Below are 21656 nucleotides of genomic sequence, written 5' to 3' on the forward strand. Positions count from 1 at the left end.
AAAGCAATAATGAGCCTATATACTCGTTAATCATGAACTCTTAACCATCCTCCGCAAGCAAAGAGAAACCACTATGGAATATAATACCTCTGCACTGTGTGACATTTACCAAGACCAAGTTGATGTTGTTGAACCTATGTTCAGTAATTTTGGTGGCTTAACCTCATTCGCAGGCCAATTGACCACAGTGAAATGCTTTGAAGATAACGGCATTATTCGCTCTATTTTACAAGAGGATGGAACTGGTCGAGTGCTATTAATTGATGGTGGCGGCTCACTGCGTCGCGCACTGATTGATGCAGAGATTGCCGCGTTAGCAGAAGAAAATGACTGGGAAGGCCTAGTGATTTACGGCTGCGTTCGTGAAATTGATGATTTAGAAGAAATGGAAATTGGCATTCAAGCTATTGCAGCAATTCCAGTAGGAGCGACTCAAAACAACATCGGTGAAGTTGATGTACCGGTAAACTTTGGTGGCGTTACCTTCTTACCAGAAGATCACCTTTATGCAGACAATACTGGCGTGATCATTTCTCAAGAACCGCTAGATATTGATTTAGAATTAGATGAAGAACTGGACGATATTGAGCCTTTAAACGATTAATCTCATTTCAGATACTCACAAACAAAAAAACAGAGCTCAATCGGCTCTGTTTTTTTGTTTCTATACTGCTATCTAAAACGATAATACCAATTTCAATAAATAAGTGAGCTAAATTAGCGTAGAGAAAAAGCTTGATAACAAGGCATAAAATTTCTGTTCGTAGTGGTTCTACATACAAATTTTATAACGCAGTTAGAAAGTTTTTTAACAAGCTAAGATGATCCATTATTTGTTGGAGTTGGTATAACAGTATCAATTATTCAACGTCATCCATTTTACCAAGAAGATTACGGATTCTCTCTTGCCATGCTTGTTGCTCTTGGCGCATCGCTTGAGTTTGTTGTTCTAACTCTTCACGACCTTCGCGTAGTTGACCTGCTTCTGAAGCCAATTGCTCATTCTTTTCTTTAAGCTCTTCAACTTCCATTTGTAATAATGCAATAGTATCTACCGCGGTTTGAATTTTTGCTTCTAGCTGTTCTAATACTTCGAAAGACATCTCTGATACCTATTAAATGATCATGGTGAGCAATAAAGCTAACCCAAGGTCACGCCCTATCACGTTTGTTACCCTCATTCTACTCAGCTTCGTTGCAAGCGCCACCGTCTTATTTAACTATTTCTGTTCGGTTGCACAAAAAAACAGCAAAGCTAACTTAATTATGACATTAGCCCATATCTTCACTCCCTTTGATCGGCTCTATAACGATGGCTTGGTAAGGATTCAACCAAAAAAGCAAACGTTACCGTTCTGGCTGTGCTAAAATGCGCCGCATAATTTTTTTCCCTTTGTTTTATTTGGAGTCAGTATGAAACGCGATTTAGCATTGGCATTTTCTCGAGTTACAGAAGGTGCTGCGCTTGCCGGATATAAATGGTTAGGTCGAGGTGATAAAAACGCAGCCGATGGCTCTGCAGTCGCCGTAATGCGTACTCTACTGAATGACACAGAAATTAGCGGTGAAATTGTTATCGGTGAAGGCGAAATTGATGAAGCGCCTATGCTTTATATCGGTGAAAAAGTTGGCTTAGGTGGCGATGCGGTAGATATCGCGGTTGACCCTATTGAAGGCACCCGCATGACCGCAATGGGCCAGTCAAATGCGTTAGCGGTCCTAGCCGCTGGCGAAAAAGGTAGCTTCTTAAAAGCACCCGATATGTACATGGAAAAGCTTGTCGTTGGCCCTGGTGCGAAAGGGTGTCTTGACCTTTCTAAATCAGTAGAAGATAACATTCTCAATGTGGCAAAAGCACTCAACAAGCCACTCAATGAATTGACCGTTATCACTTTAGCCAAACCTCGTCATGATGAGATTATTGCTAAAATTCAACAAATGGGTGCACGCGTATTTGCCGTGCCAGATGGTGATGTTGCTGCGTCTATTTTAACTTGTATGCCAGATAGCGAAGTCGACATGATGTACTGCATCGGTGGTGCACCTGAAGGTGTAGTCTCTGCTGCAGTTATTCGTGCACTCGATGGTGACATGCAAGGTCGTCTATTACCTCGCCATGAAGTAAAAGGCGATACACCAGAAAACCGCACTCACGGTGAATTGGAATTACAACGCTGCGCAGAAATGGGTGTACAAGCCAACGTTATCTTAAAAATGGATGATATGGCGCGCAGTGATAACGTCGTCTTTGCGGCAACCGGAATTACCAAAGGTGACCTACTTGAAGGCATTACTCGTAATGGGAACATCGCGACGACAGAAACCTTAGTCATTCGTGGTAAGAGCCGTACCATTCGTCGCATCAAGTCGATTCACTACCTTGAGCGTAAAGATGACGAAGTAAGGCAGCACATCTTATAATCCAAATCTAACTGTTCATATAGCTTACAAACGCAGCTTTCGAGTTGCGTTTTTTTATTGCCTTCATCAATGACTTTTAGGATATGTTAAGCATTTGCTTTATTTAATTTTTGCGCCATCATATACCCAAAGTAATTGAAGTTGCAGTGAGACGACAAGTGAATGAGACCCCATGAGCACAGCTCGTCTATGACTTTCTTTAATCAAGATATAGGGGTGAATGAATGCCGTCAACAAAGCTGCAACTTCAAGAATACGGCGTAATATACAGTCCCCAAAGGCAATCAATGAAAAGCAGCGATAAAATTCTCCACAAAATAAAGCGGGAAGGAAGAATTACCGCACGCCAATTGGCCGACGACCTGTCGATCACCAGTATGGGTGCGCGCCAACACTTACAAGCGTTAGAAAATGAAGGCTTATTGAACTACTCTGATATTAAAGTCAAAGTAGGACGTCCTGCCCGTCACTGGTCTTTAACTCAAAAAGGCCATGATCAATTTATCGATCGCCACCAAGATCTGAGTATCGATATCATCAACGCCATAGACCAAGTTTATGGTCAACAAGGGGTAGAAAAGGTCACCGCCCAACGAGAAGCAAAAATTCTCCAGCGCTATCAGAAAACTTTATCCCAATGCTCTAACACCGAACAAAAACTGCAAACTTTAGTTCAATTGCGAGAACAAGAAGGCTACATGGCTGAGCTTAAAACCACAGAGGCTGGATATCAACTAATTGAAAACCATTGCCCAATTTGTCATACCGCCAAGCAATGCCCAGCACTGTGTCAATCCGAGCTTAACATCTTCCAGACCTTATTAGAGAATGAGTATAAAGTTGTTCGTCAAGAGCATATTATTGCTGGATCGCACCGTTGCTGTTATCTAATTACCCCGCTCAAGGGTAATTAGTAGCATCACCCTTAAACGCCTTAATTAGGAACATTATTTTCGTGACTTCATCACAGACTCCTTCGCTTGCTCGCCAATTATTTCAGCAAACCTGGCCGATGCTATTTGGCGTACTCTCGCTTATGAGCTTTCAATTGGTGGATAGTGCTTTTATTGGCCAGTTGGGAGTTTTACCGCTGGCAGTACAAGGCTTCACCCAACCAATCCAAATGGTCATTATTGGCTTACAAGTAGGTTTAGGAATCGCCACTACTGCTGTGATTTCAAAAGCACTCGGACAAAATAATTTTCGTTATGCTAAACAATTAGGTGGACTAGTCGTCACTATCGGTAGCATTGGTATTGCCTTATTTTCATTAATTATTTATGGGCTACGCAATCCAATCCTTGACTTATTAAGTGCGCCTGAAACCATTCAACCTATCGTGAATAGTTACTGGATTTATTGGCTTCTCAGCACGTGGTGTGGCGCTTTGCTGTATTTCTTTTATAGCTTATGTCGCGCTAACGGCAATACAATTTTGCCGGGAAGTATGATGATGGTGACCAGTCTACTTAATATAGTGCTTGACCCTCTATTCATCTTTACTTTCGGTCTTGGAATCAATGGTGCTGCGATTGCAACATTACTCTCCTTTTCAATTGGTTTGATCGTGGTAATGCCCAAAATATGGGCCAAAGATTGGATTAAATTTGACTGGAACGACTTAAATATTCGTCGCAGTATTTTCTCACTCACTAACATTATGGGGCCGGCAATGGTGAGCCAACTATTACCACCGGTTTCCTCAATGCTTGCCACTAAGCTATTAGCTAGCTTTGGCACTACTGCGGTCGCAGCATGGGCAATCGGTTCACGTTATGAGTTTTTCGCCATCGTTGGCGTGTTAGCACTTACTATGTCGATGCCACCAATGGTTGGTAGGCTACTAGGTGCTAAACAATATGATGATATTAAAAAACTCACCACAATTGCGATTCGCTTTATCTTAATATTCCAATTCGCCATCGCCGTCATTACCTTTTTGGTAGCCAATGGTTTAGCGAATTTAATGACCAGCGATCAACAAGTAACCCATATTTTGTATTGGCATCTTACTATCGTGCCGTTAAGCCTTGGGTCATTAGGTGTTTGTATGTTGCTGGTGTCGTTATCTAACGCGATTGGTCGTTCTTATTCCGCATTATTAATTTCAGCGCTGCGCTTATTTGTCTTCTTCCTTCCTTGCTTATGGTTAGGTGCCCAGCTCGCAGGCATTGAAGGCTTATTTATCGGTGCTTTGTTGGGGAACTTGTTGGCTGGATTGAATGCTTGGTTGATTTTCCGTAAAAGCTTTAAACAAATTACCCACAACTCAAGCGAATAAGCCAGATCTGTGGGTAATAACTGAGTGGCAAAGTATTTGAAATCTTAAACATTAGACCCAAAGTAATTGGAGTTGCAGTGAGGCGGCAAATGATTGGGGTGAGTGAACGCGACCAACAAAGCTGCAACGTCAAGTAAGACGGGTATAGACTAGTGCTTTGTCGGCTCTGGCCCATAACGATTATCACCTTGGGTACCTTTTAGCAGGCCACATTCGACCAACATCCAAACACCACAAACAATCGCTATTATCGATACCAACGTTTGTATCATCGATGGCTCAACCGTTTCAGCACCACCAATCGGTGCCATTAAACGACCAGCAACCAAAGGTGCATGCATCAACAACCACCAGTTAGATTTATTGCGGTCATGCCAACGCTTTGCCGTTACCGCTAGATCTGGCACCAGTAAGGTAGCGCTCATAATAAAAATCGCTACGCCAGTAAAGCTACCAAATAGGTTTTGTGCTGCACTGCCAATAATTGCGAGCATCACAAGGTAGTAAAATAAATTCCACATCCAAAAACGCTGGCGTCCAATACGACCTTGGAAAGAAAAAAGCCAATGTTTAATTGCCATAACTAGAATAACCTTCGACATTAATTAAAAATTAGTCACTTTTTGAAAGCAACAACGATTCATATCGCGAATATTCACCGTTAAACTAGCCACAAAAGCCGCCTTAGCTTGCAATGCTTGCATCAAAGCTTCCGATAACGCTCGTTTTTGTTCATCACTGCGTCCATCCAACAATTCAACGGTAACATGAATAAAGCCGACACTATCCTCTAAATCTCCGATAAGCCAGTGATGCGTTCTTAAGGTTCTCGATTTTACATCCTTAACCTCAAATAAACCGCTTTGAATGGTCACTTGATGTAGATCTTCCAATAGCGCTTGAACATTAGCACGCTCTTCAATTGAATGAGAGTATTCCATCACAACATTTGGCATGTAAATTCCTTAATTAAAAACGTTAAAAATAGACGTAGAAGACGCCGCTTTATAAATGCTCTAGCTTAATGGCAAGTATCGATAAACTAAACTAGCATTATTGATCGTTTTGACATGATGAGAATCATGATCTCATCACATTATTCTGTTATATTCTTTGATAGCTCATTTAAGATCGTTCGGTCTTAATTTTAATTTAATCGAATTGGAGAATATCCTATGCGTCATCCTGTAGTTATGGGTAACTGGAAACTAAACGGCAGCAAAGAAATGGTTGTTGATTTGCTAACTGGTCTAAATGCTGAACTTGAAGGCGTAACAGGCGTCGACGTTGCAGTCGCGCCACCAGCACTATTCATCGATCTTGCTGAACGTACACTAACTGACGCGGGTAGCGCGATCATTCTTGGTGCTCAAAACACTGACCTAAACAACAGCGGTGCATTCACAGGTGATATGTCTCCTGCTATGTTGAAAGAATTCGGTGCCTCTCACATCATCATCGGTCACTCTGAGCGTCGTGAATACCATAACGAATCAGACGAGTTCGTTGCGAAGAAATTCGCTTTCCTAAAAGAGAACGATCTAACGCCTGTTCTCTGCATTGGTGAATCTGAAGCACAAAACGAAGCTGGCGAAACCGTTGCAGTATGTGCTCGTCAAATCGACGCAGTAATCAACCTTCTAGGTGTTGATGCTCTTGAAGGCGCAATCATCGCTTACGAACCAATCTGGGCAATCGGTACTGGTAAAGCTGCAACAGCTGATGATGCACAACGCATCCACGCTCAAATCCGTGCTCACATTGCTGAAAAATCAGAAGAAGTTGCGAAAAACGTGGTAATCCAATACGGCGGTTCTGTTAAACCAGAAAACGCAGCAGCTTACTTTGCCCAACCAGACATCGATGGTGCTCTAGTTGGTGGTGCTGCACTTGACGCGAAAAGCTTTGCCGCTATCGCTAAAGCAGCGGCTGAAGCAAAAGCGTAATTTATTCGTAGCTCGAAAGCTCGAAAGCTCGAAAGCTCGAAAGCTCGAAAGCTCGAAAGAATAAACATTAGACTGGCCATGTGTCAGTCTTTTTTTCGGGTCTAGGGTCTAGGGTCTAGGGTCTAGGGTCTAGGGTCTAGGGTCTAGGGTCTTAAAAGCATAAAAAAACCGCTGACTTTCGCCAACGGTTTTACCAATCAAATCATTACCAACGAATTAGAATAACTCTTCAGCGACTTTATAAAGGTCAGTACGTACTGGACGCTTCATATTTTCAATCGCATCAATAATATCGTGGTGAACCAGCTCTTCTTTTTGGATACCAACACAACGACCACCGTGACCTTCAATCAATAAGTGTACCGCGTAGTTACCCATACGAGAAGCTAACACACGGTCAAATGCTGTCGGACGACCACCACGCTGAATATGACCAAGAACAGTTGCACGGGTTTCACGACCAGTTGCTGCTTGAATATCTTTTGCTAATTCATCTGGGTCCATTTGTAATTCAGTCAAAGCAATAATGGCATGCTTCTTACCTTTCGCAATTCCATCTTTGATATTTTGGATTAATGCTGGTTTATCTAAATTATTCTCAGGGGTGATGATGTACTCACAACCACCGGCAATTGCAGACATCAAAGTCAAATCACCACAGTGACGACCCATGATTTCAACAATCGAAATACGTTGGTGTGATGTAGAAGTATCACGTAGACGGTCAATCGCATCAATAACGGTATTTAATGCCGTTAAGTAACCAATCGTGTAGTCAGTACCTGCGATATCGTTATCGATTGTGCCTGGTAAACCGATACATGGGTAACCCATTTCAGTCAGTTTTTTCGCACCCATGTAAGAACCATCACCACCGATAACCACTAGCGCATCAATGCCGTGTGCTTTTAAGTTTTCAATCGCTTTTTCACGAACTGCCAATTCTTTAAACTCAGGGAAGCGAGCAGAACCAAGAAAAGTGCCGCCACGGTTAATTACATCAGAAACGCTTGAGCGATCTAGTTTCTCAATACGGTCTTCAACCAAACCAAGATAACCATCGTAAATACCAAAGACTTCTAACCCTTCACCTAATGCGGTACGCACGACACCACGAATTGCTGCGTTCATGCCTGGTGCATCGCCACCACTTGTTAAAACACCGATCTTCTTAACCATGATCACCCTCTAAAAATATTAAAAAAAGAAACTCATTTGTTCAGCTACCGAAACTGGCTATCTATTTTTAGCCTAATACTTAATTGGCAACTCAACCCAATTCTTCGCTAGTCCGTTTACTGGCTTCTTTAACTACGAGCCTTTATCCCAGCGTGAAAATTACATAAATAACATTAAGCATAATATACAAGTTTGACGCTTAGTGATGTTGATTCATATCACTATCAACTGCGTTTTATCTGCCTATAAGATAGACATTAACCACTAAATTGTCTCAATAATAATGAGCCAAGTCACATAATTTTATGTTATTCACCGCATTTCGGCTAATTTAACGGCTGATATTTTACGTCAGGTACCACCGATATTGGATCTTGATGAATAAGCACATCTGAATGAGGAAACAATGTCTCTAATTTACCCTCTACTTCATCGGAGATGCGATGCGCTTCAACCAAAGGTAAATTATCATCAAGCTCAATATGCACTTGAATAAAGCGTACCGGACCTGACATGCGAGTACGTAGATCATGCGCGCCGAGTACCCCTTCTACTGACACACAAGCCAGATGAATCGCTTGGACTTCCTCTTCTGGTAACTGGCGATCTAGTAATGATTGCACCGCCTCTTGCGCCATTTGGTAAGCGCTATACAGAATGTATAAACCAATCCCCACGGCAAATACTGCATCGGCTTGTTTTAAGCCATACCAACTTAATACCAGCGCAATCATGATCGCAATATTCATAAATAAGTCGGTTTGATAATGCAGAGAGTCAGCAGCAATAGCTTGGCTACCAGTTTTTCGCACGACATGCTTTTGAAACAGCACTAGCCCTGAAGTTAACAAAATAGCAAAACCACTGACCCACACACCAAGCTCTGGCGAGACCAATTCTTGCGGGCGGAAAAAACGGTCTACCCCATTCAGTAATAAGAAACACGCTGAACCTGAGATAAACATCGCTTGTGCCAATGCGGCTAAAGATTCTGCCTTACCATGACCAAATTGATGTTCGTCATCGGCTGGTTGAGTTGCATAGCGCACCACCAATAAATTAGTCAGTGAAGCTGCCATATCCAACAAGGAATCAACCAATGAAGCTAATAAACTTACTGAATTAGTTTGCCACCACGCCACTAATTTCACTAATAGTAAAATAGTCGCGATCACCATGGCGGCCCACGCGGCAGAGTTGACTAACTTAGAATACGTTTTATCCATGTTTATTTAACCAACCTATTTTTGAAGCATCTACTAAAGCGTCTCTAAACGAGCATATTCGGTCACTAGCCACTTAATACCTTCACCGTTAAAGGCCACTTGTACTCGACTTTGTGCACCACTGCCTTCGAAGTTGATAATGGTACCTTCGCCAAATTTGGCGTGCTTAACTCGCTGACCTAATGAATAACCGGTGCTATTAAAATTTTCTTTGACTGCCGTTGCCCCAAATCGACCCGACGTAGCCGGACGACTCACCTGCGCTTTCATGCGAACTTCTTCCACACAGCTTTCTGGAATTTCACGAATAAAACGTGATGGCTTATGGTACTTATCTTGACCATACACACGTCGCATTTCAGCATAAGTAATATAAAGCTTTTGCATTGCGCGAGTCATACCAACATAACACAAGCGGCGTTCTTCTTCTAAACGCGCGGCATCTTCGGCCGACATTTGATTAGGGAACATCCCCTCTTCAACGCCCACCATAAACACTAATGGGAATTCCAAACCTTTAGCACTATGCAGTGTCATTAACTGTACTGCATCGGTAAATTCATCCGCTTGCCCTTCACCCGCTTCTAATGCAGCATGTGATAAGAAGGCCGACAACATACTCATATCATCAGCTTCTTCGGGCTTTTCAAACTGGCGTGCTGCGGTAACCAGTTCTTCTAAGTTCTCAATACGTGCCTTGGATTTTTCGCCCTTTTCCATTTCATACATGGCAAATAGACCGGAGGATTTAATTGCATGGTCAAATTGTTCATGTAGTGCTAAATCAAAGGTGTCATCTTCCATCGCATTGATTAACTCAACAAAACGGCTAAATGCACTCGCCGCACGGCCAGATAATACTTTCTCATCAATTAATTGAACGCCAGCATGCCATAAGGTAGTACCACGATCACGCGCCGTCATACGAATGGTCTCTAATGTTTTATCCCCGAGCCCACGAGTTGGAGTATTCACAATACGTTCAAATGCAGCATCATCATTACGATTGTTCATCAAGCGCAAATAACTCAAAGCATCTTTGATTTCTTGACGTTCGAAGAATCGCATACCGCCATAAATACGATACGGCAAACGCGCTTGAATTAACGCTTCTTCCAAGACACGAGACTGAGCATTGTTACGGTACAACATGGCACAATCGACTAGAGGGGTACCCTTTTCATGCCATTCTTTAATTTTATTGACCGCAAAGCGCGCTTCATCCAAATCGTTATAAGCCGAATACAGAGAGATTGGCTCACCGTCATGACCATCGGTCCATAAGTCTTTACCCATACGCTCAGTATTATTGCTGATCAGCTCATTGGCAGCATTCAGGATATTTTTGGTCGAGCGGTAATTTTGCTCCAAACGAATGGTATGCGCGCCGGGGAATTCACGCAGGAACTTTTGAATATTGTCGATTTGTGCGCCACGCCAGCCATAGATCGACTGATCATCATCACCGACAATCATCACATGCGAATCCGCTCCAGCCATCATGCGTAGCCAAGCGTATTGAATATTATTGGTATCTTGAAATTCGTCGACCAAAATATGCTTAAAGCGCGCTTGATAATGTTCACGCACATGCACTTTATCGCGCAGTAATTCATGGCAACGTAGTAGGATTTCAGCAAAATCGATTAAGCCTGCACGGTCACAAGCCTCTTGATACGCTTGATAAATTTGCAGATAGGTTTTAGCGACCGGATCATGATAAGTATCGATATGACTAGGGCGTAAACCCTCATCTTTCTTACCATTGATCCACCAGCTGGCTTGCTTGGCAGGAAATTGCTTTTCATCGAGATTTTGCGCTTTGATCAAACGGCGCAGTAGACGAACTTGGTCTTCCGAATCTAAGATTTGAAAATCTTCCGGTAGTTTCGCATCCATATAATGGGCACGAAGAATACGGTGACAAATACCGTGGAAAGTACCATTCCACATGCCCGATGATGTCCCCATCATCAGCTCTTCAATTCGGCCACGCATTTCTTTAGCGGCTTTATTGGTAAAGGTCACCGACATGATCGAAAACGGCGACGCTTGTTCTACCGATAATAACCAAGCAATTCGATGAACCAACACGCGAGTTTTACCACTACCTGCGCCCGCCAATACGAGTAAGTTTTCCAATGGAGCGGCTACCGCTTCACGTTGTCTGTCATTAAGACCGTCGAGTAATAAAGAAGGATCCATCGTTATCTACTGGTTATTTATACATAAAAGCGAGTATACACGAACTTTTACTAGGATTTTAGACCACAAGGTGAGGTTTCATTTTTTGTACCGACAACTACACTAAAAATGGCCTTTGTATAAAAGGAAACCCTATGTAAATGGAACATAACCCTGTCATCGTTTTGCAGCTTAAACCTTCAATAATAAAGGTAGGGACAATTATAAAATATTTTAGAAAATTCAGCGTGTTAAGAAATTCATAGAATAACATTGAAATTTAAATGTGCATTATGGGTTCTTTATCAGTGATGTTTTATTAATCAAATAGACTAAATTCGAATGGAAGACTACATAACCTTACTCCAACCCAAAATGATACAACAAAATGCATGGTTAGCCTTTATTGGCATCGTGCTGCTGTCGTATTTGTTGGAAGACTTGGCAATTATCACCGCCGCGGTAATGGCAAGCCAAAGTTCGATGTCTTTTGAAGTGGCGTTATTAGCCATCTTAGTCGGTATCGCCAGTGGAGATGCGTTGTTGTACGCCTTTGGAGTATGGGCAAGACGTTGGCGCGCGCTGCGTTATCGCTTATTGAGCATGCCATTATTGCGTCAAGCTAGACGCCGCTTAAAACATCACGCCATTATCAACATTGTTATCATCCGTTTTATTCCCGGTCTACGTAGCGTCAGCTTTACTTTATGCGGCTACTTTCGCATTCCATTTCATCAATTCTTGATTGCGGTGTTATTGGCGACAGCCGCATGGACAGCCTTAGTCTTCGGCATCATTTACCAGATCGGTAGCACCGAATATTTACAACAACATCCACTGAAATGGTTGCTTGGCCCAATCGCATTAATTTTATTGTGGGGAGTAAACCGTATTGCGGGCCGCTCATTTCATCACAATATCAAAAGCTCAAATCGCAACCGCAACCTAGCCGAACTCTCTCAATCCCATCGCATTTCAAAAGGGAAACTTTAATATGTACGCAACGCCTGAAGATCGCACTGAGACATTAACTAGGCAACCATCATCTGCGTTACCCAATCAAGGTATGCCGACAATGGATGATTCGGGTAAGGCTGTTTCTCGTTTTGAGTTTTGGCCAACTTGGTTCTTCTATACCCCAGTGGTTTTACAAAGCTTATGGTATGGCGTGAAATATCGTGATTTTCGCCTGCCTATGGTCGCCAACCCACACATCAAACTCAGCGGTATGGTCGGTGAATCGAAACAAGAAATATTAGAACTGGCGGGCGATTACGCCAAACAATGGATCCCGCCGTTTGTTACCTTAACCAAACAAACTGAATCAGAGCGATCTTCCTTATCAGCGCAATGGCTAGAAGCCAAACAAGCCATGATTAATGCCGGATTAAACTACCCAGTGGTTGCCAAGCCAGATCAAGGTTGCCGTGGGGTCGGCGTACAGTTGGTGGAATCCGATCAAGAGCTACAACAATACATCACCTCTTTCCCAGATCATGCTCGCTACATGCTGCAAAAAAAATCGCCTTATCAAGCCGAAGCTGGGCTCTTTTATATCCGTTATCCTAACCAAGCAAAAGGCAAAGTATTCTCGATCACCCTTAAATATTCACCGGTAGTAATCGGCACAGGAAAGCACACTCTGCGTCAATTGATTGAACAAGACCCACGCGCCAGTCAGCTTGCGCATTTATACCTACCTCGCCATCAAGATCAGCTCGAACAGGTTTTGGATCATGGCAAACCTTTCCAACTCGCCTTTGCCGGTAGCCATAGTCGTGGCTGCATTTTCAAAAATGGTAACGCTTATATTACCGATGCCCTCGCCGAAAAATTAGACCAGATTTTTGATGACTACCCCGGCTATCACTTTGGGCGCTTGGATGTGAAATTCAAAGACATTGACTCGCTGATGCAAGGCAAGGATTTCGATATTTTAGAAATGAATGGGGCGAGCAGCGAGGCGGGACACATTTGGGATAGTAACACCCCACTCAAAGAGATTTTTTCTACCTTGCTTTATCAATATCGCTGCTTATATGAAATTGGCGCATTGCAAAAAAAAGCCGGCCATAAAGTCCCCACGTTTGGCGAATTGTTCCGCGCGTTAAAGCAAGAAAAACAATTAATTAAACACTACCCAGCTACTGATTAAAAAACGAATTAAGGGCTTTAAGCACACGCAGCTTAAACACTTTATAGAACGTAAGAAGGTAAGAAGGTAAGAAGGTAAGGAATGTCGACATCTATGGCAGCATCATCAGTCAATCACAATACTCACCATCCATTAGTGAGTGCCAATCTTGAAGGGATTGAGCAAGCTTTGCAGCTACTTGGGCAACTTGATAACGCTCAATACATCTATATTGCCACACCTTATGTACAAAGTAGCATAGGGGCTCACTTGCGCCATATTAATGATATGTACTTTGCCCTGATGAACGACCCGCAAGGGGTTATCGATTACGATCAACGTCGTCGTGGGGCCTTAGTTGAAACTCAGCGTGAAGTCGGTATGGATGAGTTACAAGCAATTAAGCGTTGGTTACTCGCGCTAGACGAACAAGACTTAACAACGCCGGTCACCATCAAAAGTGAAACGTCGATTTACCAACAACAAATATGTCAGATGGCTTCTAGCCTAGAGCGAGAGTTGCTGTTTGTGTCGAGCCATACGACACACCACTTTTCGGTGATGAGAGTCAACGCCGAAGCTTGCCAGATTAAAACCGACGACATTTTTTCTTATGCACCGGCGACCGCGAGTTATTTGAGGGGGCTATGTTAATGAGGAGACTAAGCTAATGTGTACCTTAACGTGGCGAGTCACACCAAGTGGCTATCAAATACTGTTTAATCGTGATGAACAGAAAACTCGTTCGATTGCACTACCGCCTCAAGCTTTCAGCAAACAAGATAGCGTAGCGTTGATGCCCATCGACCCAGATGGACAAGGCACTTGGGTGGCCACTAATAATCACGGTTTAAGTTTGTGCTTACTGAATTTTTATCAAGGACAAACCCCAAGCTCAGCCAAACAAAGCCGTGGACAACTGGTACGCCAATTGGCTTATTGTCAAAATTACTCACAAGTTGTTGAGCAATTAACGACCATCAATTGGAGCGACTACCCACCATTTAGCTTATTAATTTTTGATCCTGAAAAACTGACACCAAACTGCCAAATACCCGCGATTATCTGGGGTGGCCTTGAAGTGTTACAGCGCGAGCAATCTAGCCCGATCACCTCATCTTCACTTGAATTTGAGCAAGTGCAAGCCGCACGATTGGCACACTTCAACCATCAAGCTAAACATCGAATCAAGCATCAAACCAAACATCAGACGCAGCCTAGCTTCAGCCAATTGCAGGACTACCATAAGAGCCATTCGCCACAAGCCGGCGCGCACTCAGTATGCATGCATCGTGATGACGCCCAAACCGTCAGCTTAACCATGATTAATGTCGACGCTAACCGCATCACAATGGATTACCAACCCGGTTCACCATGTCAGTCTCAAGCCATACATAGTCTGACAGAACCAAGAATCATAAAGACGGAGATACCAGCATGAAAGCTTATTGGAAAACGCTAACATTTGCTCTATTACTCACTTGCCAGGCTTTATTTAGCACCCAAGCAATCGCCGCAAGTGACCCTATTTATACTGGCTTTTTCAGCAATAAAGCGCTCGAAGGTTATGACACCGTGGCCTACTTTACTGAAGGCAAAGCGGTGGAAGGTACTAGTAACTTTAAAGCCAAATACCAAGGCGCCGAATGGTGGTTTGCCAGCAAACAACATCTCGATATGTTTACCGATGACCCTGAGAAATACGCGCCTCAATACGGCGGTTACTGCGCTTGGGCGGTCGGTGAAAAAAATCAATTGGCACCGGGCGATCCACACCAATGGACTATCCATCAAGGAAAGCTATACATTAACTACGACCAAAGCGTTCAAGAGACTTGGCTTCCTAAAAAAGACAACTTTATCAAAGCCGCGAATCAAAACTGGCCGGCCATTTTAGATGAATCATAAAACGAGTCTGTAAAAAAATTGAAAGATTCAACGAGTAAGTTAGATAAATAATGAAATGAATCGATAGTTACCTAGGAGCTTGATATGCAAACTAGTCCTTTTCGCTTACCCAACGTGACGCCTTTTCGCCTACTAGAACGTGCCGCGGAAAGAGTCACCGGCCTGCACACCTTAGATACTTACTATCGAGAATTGCCAAGAGATCTCGACACTAAAAGCTTTTTACGTCACACCTTAGAAAAGCTAGGACTACAATATCAAGTCGCCTCTGGTCACCTTAGTAATATTCCGGCAACGGGGCCTTTAGTGATCGTCGCCAATCATCCACTCGGCGCGGTGGAAGGCGTGATACTGGCAGAAATGTTGTTGCAAGTTCGCCCTGATGTCAAAATACTGGCCAATCAATTTTTAAAGAGATTACCGGAGCTTGCGCCACTCTTTATTAGTGTCGATGTATTTGAAGGAAAAAATGCCGTTAGTGCCAATATCAAAGCACTACGCGAAGGACTGAAACACCTGCATAATGATGGCGTATTATTGGTTTTTCCTGCCGGAGAAGTCTCAAGTATTGACGAGCAAGGGCAGCTCAATGACAAACCTTGGAGTCGTTCAATCGCCAAATTAATCAAACGTAGCAATGCCAACGCGCTTGCTATACATATCAACGGTCATAATAGTAAGCCTTTTTATTGGGCGGGTATGCTTCATCCCTACTTGCGAACTGCCCTGTTAGGCCGAGAAATGCTCAATAAAACCAATCAAATGATCGATATTTCAATTGGAGATCTGATTGATCGAAATGAGATTGAAAGCTTATCAAGTGAACAACATATCGTTGATTATTTAAGATTAAATACTTACTTACTCGCGCCTAGAGCTGAACATCAAGCGCCTAGTTTGCCCCACCAAACTGCTGTGATCGCACCGATCTTACAAGATCGATTGGTTTCGGATATTCACAAACTACCAACATCAGCCCACTTATTAAACTTTAAAAACTTTGATGTTTATTGCTGCGACAGCTCTGACATACCGAATGTGTTACAGGAAATAGGTCGAATTCGCGAGGTCAATTTTCGCCTCGTTAACGAAGGTACAGGAAAAAAATGTGACCTTGATGAATTTGATCACGACTATCAACACCTCTTCATTTGGGATAACAAAGCCCAAAGATTAGTCGGTGCCTATCGACTCGGTTTAACCGATCGCATACTGAAAAATAAAGGCGTCAAAGGTTTATACTCTCGCACCCTATTCCAATTTGATGAAACCTTGATCAATCAATTTGGTCATGCGATTGAAATGGGCCGCTCAGTGATCGACTTACCTTACCAACGTAGTCTGACTGCATTACTGTTATTGTGGAAAGGCATTGCCACTTACACCTACCGAAACCCACAATATACCCACTTATTCGGCCCGGTCAGCATTAGTAGTGAATACAGCCCCACAGCACGTGAATTAATGGTATCTACCCTTGAAATGCATCATTTCGATAAAGATAACGCTACGTTAGTCAAAGCCAGTAACCCACTGAAAAAAAGTAAAAACAACTTCTGGCGGGCTGATATGTTATCGTCATTGGCCGATATTCAACTGCTCTCTAAAGTGCTCACCCGTTTAGGACAAAAAAGTATTCCTGTATTGCTAAAACAATACCTCAACCTAAATGGTAAGTTGATATGCTTTAATGTTGATAAAGACTTTAATGATGCACTTGATGGATTAATTGTGGTGGATCTACGTAAAGTGCCGCAACGTACTTTGGCAAAATATATGGGAAAAGAGGAAAGTTTGGGGTATTTGAAAAAACATAAGGCGTAACTCGAGCACTCCGTTTCTCGTAGCTCGTGTCTCGAAAAAGAAAAAAAGCCGATAACAATGACAGTTATCGGCTTAGTTAAATCACTACAGCATCATCGAGTTACGAGCAGCGTAGCGCCCTAGAAGCAAAGCGCTCGAGCAACGTTCCCCTACATCCCAAACACCCAAGCGGCCAGCGTGTAGCTTAATGCGGTAATAATAAAAATACCCATTATATTCAATGCAAAGCCTGCGCGGATCATTTCTTTGATTTTAAGTTGACCGGAAGCAAATACGATGCTGTTTGGTGGTGTGGCCACTGGCATCATAAAGGCGCAACTTGCCGCCAGTGCTGCTGGAATCGCTAACATCATTGGGCCTTCCCCCATCGCAACCGCAATTGGTCCTAGTAACGGCAAGAAGCCTGCTGCGGTTGCAGTATTACTGGTCACTTCGGTTAAAAAGATAATTGCAGCGGTAACGATTAACATCACAACAATAATCGGCATGCCATTCGTTGCACCTAAACTATCACCAATAAAATCAGCTAAACCAGAAGATTTAATTTGCGCGGCTAAACTTAGGCCCCCACCAAATAATAATAATACGCCCCAAGGTAATTTCTTGGTACTTTCCCAATCAAGAACAAACTCTTGTTTTTTCGTATTTACTGGAATAACAAACAATAATAAAGCAGCAAAAATCGCAATACTGGTATCGTTGATCGGAAGCCCAGTCCATTTTGCTAATAGAGGACGGGTAATCCAACTAACGGCTGCACCCACAAAAATCACTGCAACCCATTTTTCACCCTTGCTTAATTTACCCAATAACTGCAATTGGTTTTTCAATAAACTGCGAGCATCACCTGCATCTTCATTTGGCAACTTATAAGACACCTTAGTCAGCCACAACCAAGCCAATGTCAGCATGACAATTGTAAGAGGTAATCCCACCATCATCCAACGACCAAAACCTAACTCAATTTGGTAAGAGCTAGATAAATAAGCAGCAAGCAGAGCATTTGGTGGTGTACCAATTAACGTTGCAAGCCCACCAATACTGGCGGAATAGGCAATACCCAATAATAAGGCACTGGCAAACTGTGGATTTTTATCGCCTTTCTCACCGCATACCATCGTAATAATTGACATACCAATTGGCAGCATCATCACCGCAGTTGCCGTATTACTCATCCACATAGAAAGAAACGCTGTGACTAACATTAATCCACCGACTTGATGTGCGGGTTTGTTCCCTACCGCTAACATCGCAATCAGTGCAACGCGCCGATGCAGATTCCACTTCTCCATCGCAAGCGACAACATAAAGCCACCAAGAAATAGGAAAATTAATGGGTTAGCATAGGCTGCAGTTGCGGTTTTAATATCCGCTGTACCGAGTAATGGAGAAAGAATGATTGGCAAAAATGACGTAACAGGAATAGGAGCAGCTTCGGTTACCCACCAAATAGCCATAAAGGTCGCTAAACCAATCATGCGCCAAGCAGGCTCTGTTAAACCTTCAAAAGGTGCAGGAAAGATAAGCGTTAAAATAAGAACTAAAGGACCAAGAATTAAACCTACATAACGCGAGCCGCCAGAGATTGATTCTTCTTGTGTTAATACTGACATAACTTCGTCACCTTATAATACATATCGTGTAGTGAATAAGTGTTAGTTTTAAATCATATTTTAATTGAGCAGAACTAAAAAGAAATCAGATCGTGATCAAGGTGTAACTTATTGTTTAATAAATGTGATCACTTTAACCTTTCTTTTGTTATGGTTAATTTAAATACAAAAAAGAGCCCAAGCATTCAAACTTGGGCTCAGATTCATTTATTGTCACTTATCTATTTTTATTGAAGATAAGCGTTCAGCATCCAACTTTCTTTTTCTTGCTGACTGATATAGTCACTCATCAGTGAAACCGTACCTTCATCATCAACATCGGCTGCAACTTTCACAATTTGACGTTGCTTAGTCAGTAGCACTCGGTAAGCCGATAAAATATTACCCACCGCTTCAGTACCATTCGACACATTCAAGGTTTCTTCCAGATCCGACATCTCTAAATAACGAGAGAAAGCATGAACTGGTGTACCACCTAGAGTCAAAATACGCTCAGCAATTTCATCTACTTTCAGAACCAGGTCGTTATAAATCTCTTCAAATTTTGCATGTAATTCAAAGAAATCGCGACCTTTAATGTTCCAATGATAACCACGTACATTGGTATAGAGAATTTGGTAATCTGCCAATAGTTGGTTGAGGTCATCTACTAATGTTGCTGTTTGTTGTTTATTCAAACCAATCATATTCTTTTCCATTATCGCCTCTCTTATCTTGAGTAGTGATTAACATTAACTTTGCTATGGATACAGAATATCCCTTCTAGTTAATAAGGGCTAATGGATTGAATATATCGATTTGATAGGTATAAGCTATTAACCATTTAGAAATGATTAAGCTACCTATTCACTATCTAATAACCCATCGATGGGTTTGCTATGAATTCTTGAGCTCTTAAACATGGCTTTATTACCGGTTTCTTCTTCCGCCCAAAAATTAATATTAAATTGAGCATCATCGCTGAGTTCAACACGATGCCAATATTGAGGTGGACTCGTGGCAAACGAACCGGCATTAATCACCACGACTTGCTCTGGTTCCGTGGCTTCTTCATTTGCAAATCCATAAAAAGTAACCGTTCCTTGCATGACACAGATCTGCCCAAACACACCTTCTGCGGTATTGTGATGAGTCAGCAACGCTTTAGGCACATTATCTTTAGTAAAAAAGTGAGTAGAACGGCGGATTTTCCAATGTTTTGGAATGACTAAATGGCTCATATATTCCCCTTAGGTGCTCATTAGATCGCAGTTTAGTGAAGTCATTTTGGTATATCACTTTAATCCTAGGCGTCTTGCTAGTCGATGCAAGTTACCACTGTCAATTTTCAACTCACGAGCGGTAGCTGACCAGTTCTGCTGGTTCTTATTTAGTGCATCCATAATCACTTGCGCTTGAAATGTGTCAGTAGCGGCTTTTAGACCCAAAGAGTAGTCCTTAGCTAAATCAGAATTAACGGTATCCGCTAGCTGATTTTGATTCTCACTACCTTGCAGTGAGGTGGATTCTGCTTGTATCAATTCAAAATGATGGGGCTGTAAACTAATCGGGCTAGACTGATTATTTTCTGTTTTTGCTACCTTTTCCGTTTTTGATAACACCGCCGCACGGTGGATAGCATGCTCAAGCTGACGAATATTACCCGGCCAACTATATTGCCCCAATAACTGCAAAGCCGCAGGGGAGATACTCAAATGATTCAAATTCAATTTGTGTTTGCACTTTTCAATAAAAAAACCACTCAATAAGGTAATATCCCCAGTTCGCTCTCTGAGCGCTGGAACATGAATAGGAAAGACACTCAAGCGGTGATATAAATCCGCCCGAAACTTTCCGTTCACGACATCTTGATGCAAGTCTCGATTGGTTGCGGCCACAATCCGGGTATTCACTTTAAGCACACTGTCATCGCCAACTCGCTGCAAATCGCCATATTGCAATACTCGCAATAATTTAGATTGCAGTCCTAAAGGCAATTCACCCACTTCATCTAAAAATAGCGTGCCATTATCAGCTAATTCAAACTTACCTTTACGGTGACTGATCGCGCCAGTAAAAGCGCCTTTTACATGGCCAAATAATTCACTTTCCGCCACCGACTCAGGTAAAGCCGCACAGTTTAAATACACCAAATTTTGCTTGGCACGATTCGATTGATTATGAATGGCGGTCGCGACAAGTTCTTTACCAACCCCCGTTTCACCCATAATCAAAACTGAAAGATCGGTATTCGCCACTGCTTGGATCTGCATTCTTAAATCCATCATCGCGCCTGACTGGCCAACCATCTCCTCAGTTAAATTCATTTCTTTGGTGATATGAGAGTCCGCATCACTAGTATTCACCACCTGTGATTCCAATTGCTTCACTAATAAGGAGGTATGTAAGCTCGCGGCTGCCAATGCACTAATGGTCCGTAAGTCACCATCAGTGAAAGTGTCAAACTGATGAGCATCAAAGCCATCTATCGTCAGCGCCCCAATCAAATGGCCATGTGCAATTAACGGTAATCCGACACAAGCATGGACGTGTAACTTATCCCCTTTATTTGGGATCAGCCCATCATAGGGGTCAGCAATATCACTATCAGCTGGAAAGCGAACCACATCCCCCGCTCGTGCAATCGCTTCTAAACGGGGATGTTCATCAAGATTAAATCGTCGTCCCATCACCTCATCATACAAGCCATCAATCGCTAATGGCACGAACTGTTGGTTTCGATAAGCAAGCAATGCCGCTGCATCACAATTTAAAGTATTCCTTAATACTTCGAGAAGACGCTCAAAACGGTCTTGATTGGATATTCCTAACGTCAAATCAAGCGCGAGTTGCGTTATTTGTGAATGAAATTTCTGCATTTTCCCGCTCTCTTTAATTTTATTACTTTCTTTAAGCGCCATGTCAATATGACACATCAAATGTCTTTTTGACACCAAACAA

General features: G+C 42.6%; 21 protein-coding genes. 11 read left to right on the plus strand and 10 right to left on the minus strand.

Features of this window, described 5'->3' with window-relative positions; translation table 11 throughout:
• Nucleotides 1–73 precede the first annotated feature (73 nt).
• Nucleotides 74–604, plus strand: a complete 531-nt coding sequence (gene rraA / locus ACN0T8_RS09550) for a ribonuclease E activity regulator RraA (protein ID WP_417880387.1) — start codon at nucleotides 74–76, stop codon at nucleotides 602–604.
• 256 nt (nucleotides 605–860) lie between these two features.
• Here the strand turns inward: rraA and zapB are convergent, their stop codons facing one another.
• Nucleotides 861–1103, minus strand: a complete 243-nt coding sequence (gene zapB, locus ACN0T8_RS09555; RefSeq protein ID WP_027696425.1) for a cell division protein ZapB — start codon at nucleotides 1101–1103, stop codon at nucleotides 861–863.
• 310 nt (nucleotides 1104–1413) lie between these two features.
• On the opposite strand from zapB, the gene glpX reads away from it, so the two are divergent.
• From glpX to ACN0T8_RS09570, 3 genes are all read left to right on the plus strand, one after another.
• A complete protein-coding gene (gene glpX / locus ACN0T8_RS09560; protein ID WP_417880388.1) occupies nucleotides 1414–2421 on the plus strand; it encodes a class II fructose-bisphosphatase in 1008 nt (335 codons plus the stop codon).
• Nucleotides 2422–2708: 287 nt separating this feature from the next.
• Complete coding sequence (locus ACN0T8_RS09565; RefSeq protein WP_417880390.1) at nucleotides 2709–3335, plus strand: helix-turn-helix transcriptional regulator; 627 nt, start codon at nucleotides 2709–2711, stop codon at nucleotides 3333–3335.
• Nucleotides 3336–3433: 98 nt separating this feature from the next.
• Nucleotides 3434–4702: an MATE family efflux transporter gene (locus ACN0T8_RS09570; RefSeq protein WP_417880446.1), complete on the plus strand. Its 1269-nt coding sequence runs from the start codon at nucleotides 3434–3436 to the stop codon at nucleotides 4700–4702.
• 149 nt (nucleotides 4703–4851) lie between these two features.
• On the opposite strand, the gene ACN0T8_RS09575 is transcribed toward ACN0T8_RS09570, so the two are convergent.
• Nucleotides 4852–5283, minus strand: a complete 432-nt coding sequence (locus ACN0T8_RS09575) for a DUF805 domain-containing protein (RefSeq protein ID WP_417880391.1) — start codon at nucleotides 5281–5283, stop codon at nucleotides 4852–4854.
• A 24-nt stretch (nucleotides 5284–5307) separates the two neighbouring features.
• Nucleotides 5308–5658, minus strand: a complete 351-nt coding sequence (locus ACN0T8_RS09580; RefSeq protein ID WP_417880392.1) for a 5-carboxymethyl-2-hydroxymuconate Delta-isomerase — start codon at nucleotides 5656–5658, stop codon at nucleotides 5308–5310.
• A gap of 219 nt (nucleotides 5659–5877) precedes the next feature.
• Here ACN0T8_RS09580 and tpiA point away from each other — a divergent pair, with 219 nt between their 5' ends.
• Nucleotides 5878–6648: a triose-phosphate isomerase gene (gene tpiA, locus ACN0T8_RS09585; RefSeq protein WP_417880393.1), complete on the plus strand. Its 771-nt coding sequence runs from the start codon at nucleotides 5878–5880 to the stop codon at nucleotides 6646–6648.
• Nucleotides 6649–6864: 216 nt separating this feature from the next.
• Here the strand turns inward: tpiA and pfkA are convergent, their stop codons facing one another.
• From pfkA to uvrD, 3 genes are all read right to left on the minus strand, one after another.
• The gene (gene pfkA / locus ACN0T8_RS09590) at nucleotides 6865–7827 is read right to left on the minus strand and encodes a 6-phosphofructokinase (protein WP_417880394.1); all 963 of its coding nucleotides are present in this window, start codon (nucleotides 7825–7827) and stop codon (nucleotides 6865–6867) included.
• A gap of 326 nt (nucleotides 7828–8153) precedes the next feature.
• Nucleotides 8154–9053 carry a CDF family cation-efflux transporter FieF gene (gene fieF, locus ACN0T8_RS09595; RefSeq protein WP_417880395.1) on the minus strand — a complete coding sequence of 300 codons (900 nt, stop codon included), beginning with the start codon at nucleotides 9051–9053 and terminating at the stop codon, nucleotides 8154–8156.
• A gap of 33 nt (nucleotides 9054–9086) precedes the next feature.
• Nucleotides 9087–11258, minus strand: coding sequence for a DNA helicase II (gene uvrD, locus ACN0T8_RS09600; protein WP_417880396.1), 2172 nt, complete (start codon nucleotides 11256–11258; stop codon nucleotides 9087–9089).
• A gap of 321 nt (nucleotides 11259–11579) precedes the next feature.
• On the opposite strand from uvrD, the gene ACN0T8_RS09605 reads away from it, so the two are divergent.
• The 6 genes from ACN0T8_RS09605 (at nucleotide 11580) to ACN0T8_RS09630 (ending at nucleotide 17103) form a co-directional block, all read left to right on the plus strand.
• Entirely contained in the window at nucleotides 11580–12230 is a 651-nt protein-coding gene (locus tag ACN0T8_RS09605; RefSeq protein WP_417880397.1) for a DedA family protein, read from the plus strand.
• A 73-nt stretch (nucleotides 12231–12303) separates the two neighbouring features.
• Nucleotides 12304–13392, plus strand: coding sequence for a D-alanine--D-alanine ligase (locus ACN0T8_RS09610; protein ID WP_417880447.1), 1089 nt, complete (start codon nucleotides 12304–12306; stop codon nucleotides 13390–13392).
• Between the two features lie 81 nt (nucleotides 13393–13473).
• Nucleotides 13474–14025: a DinB family protein gene (locus ACN0T8_RS09615; RefSeq protein ID WP_417880398.1), complete on the plus strand. Its 552-nt coding sequence runs from the start codon at nucleotides 13474–13476 to the stop codon at nucleotides 14023–14025.
• A 16-nt stretch (nucleotides 14026–14041) separates the two neighbouring features.
• Nucleotides 14042–14812, plus strand: a complete 771-nt coding sequence (locus ACN0T8_RS09620) for an NRDE family protein (RefSeq protein WP_417880399.1) — start codon at nucleotides 14042–14044, stop codon at nucleotides 14810–14812.
• Nucleotides 14809–15279, plus strand: coding sequence for a YHS domain-containing (seleno)protein (locus tag ACN0T8_RS09625; protein ID WP_417880400.1), 471 nt, complete (start codon nucleotides 14809–14811; stop codon nucleotides 15277–15279). The genes ACN0T8_RS09620 and ACN0T8_RS09625 overlap by 4 nt, the downstream gene beginning before the upstream one ends.
• An 84-nt stretch (nucleotides 15280–15363) precedes the next feature.
• Nucleotides 15364–17103 (plus strand): lysophospholipid acyltransferase family protein, encoded by a 1740-nt coding sequence (locus ACN0T8_RS09630; RefSeq protein ID WP_417880401.1) that lies wholly within the window; start codon nucleotides 15364–15366, stop codon nucleotides 17101–17103.
• A 149-nt stretch (nucleotides 17104–17252) separates the two neighbouring features.
• Here the strand turns inward: ACN0T8_RS09630 and ACN0T8_RS09635 are convergent, their stop codons facing one another.
• The 4 genes from ACN0T8_RS09635 to norR all read right to left on the minus strand — a co-directional run bounded on the left by ACN0T8_RS09635 (nucleotide 17253) and on the right by norR (nucleotide 21574).
• Nucleotides 17253–18716, minus strand: a complete 1464-nt coding sequence (locus ACN0T8_RS09635; RefSeq protein ID WP_417880402.1) for an SLC13 family permease — start codon at nucleotides 18714–18716, stop codon at nucleotides 17253–17255.
• A gap of 227 nt (nucleotides 18717–18943) precedes the next feature.
• Nucleotides 18944–19414 carry a Dps family protein gene (locus ACN0T8_RS09640; protein WP_417880403.1) on the minus strand — a complete coding sequence of 157 codons (471 nt, stop codon included), beginning with the start codon at nucleotides 19412–19414 and terminating at the stop codon, nucleotides 18944–18946.
• A 144-nt stretch (nucleotides 19415–19558) separates the two neighbouring features.
• On the minus strand, nucleotides 19559–19936 hold the full coding sequence (locus tag ACN0T8_RS09645; protein WP_417880404.1) for a DUF1971 domain-containing protein: 378 nt from the start codon (nucleotides 19934–19936) through the stop codon (nucleotides 19559–19561).
• A gap of 54 nt (nucleotides 19937–19990) precedes the next feature.
• On the minus strand, nucleotides 19991–21574 hold the full coding sequence (norR, locus tag ACN0T8_RS09650; RefSeq protein WP_417880405.1) for a nitric oxide reductase transcriptional regulator NorR: 1584 nt from the start codon (nucleotides 21572–21574) through the stop codon (nucleotides 19991–19993).
• Between the last annotated feature and the right edge of the window lie 82 nt (nucleotides 21575–21656).

Source organism: Vibrio sp. (genome assembly GCF_048266485.1).
Taxonomy (GTDB): Bacteria; Pseudomonadota; Gammaproteobacteria; order Enterobacterales; family Vibrionaceae; genus Vibrio.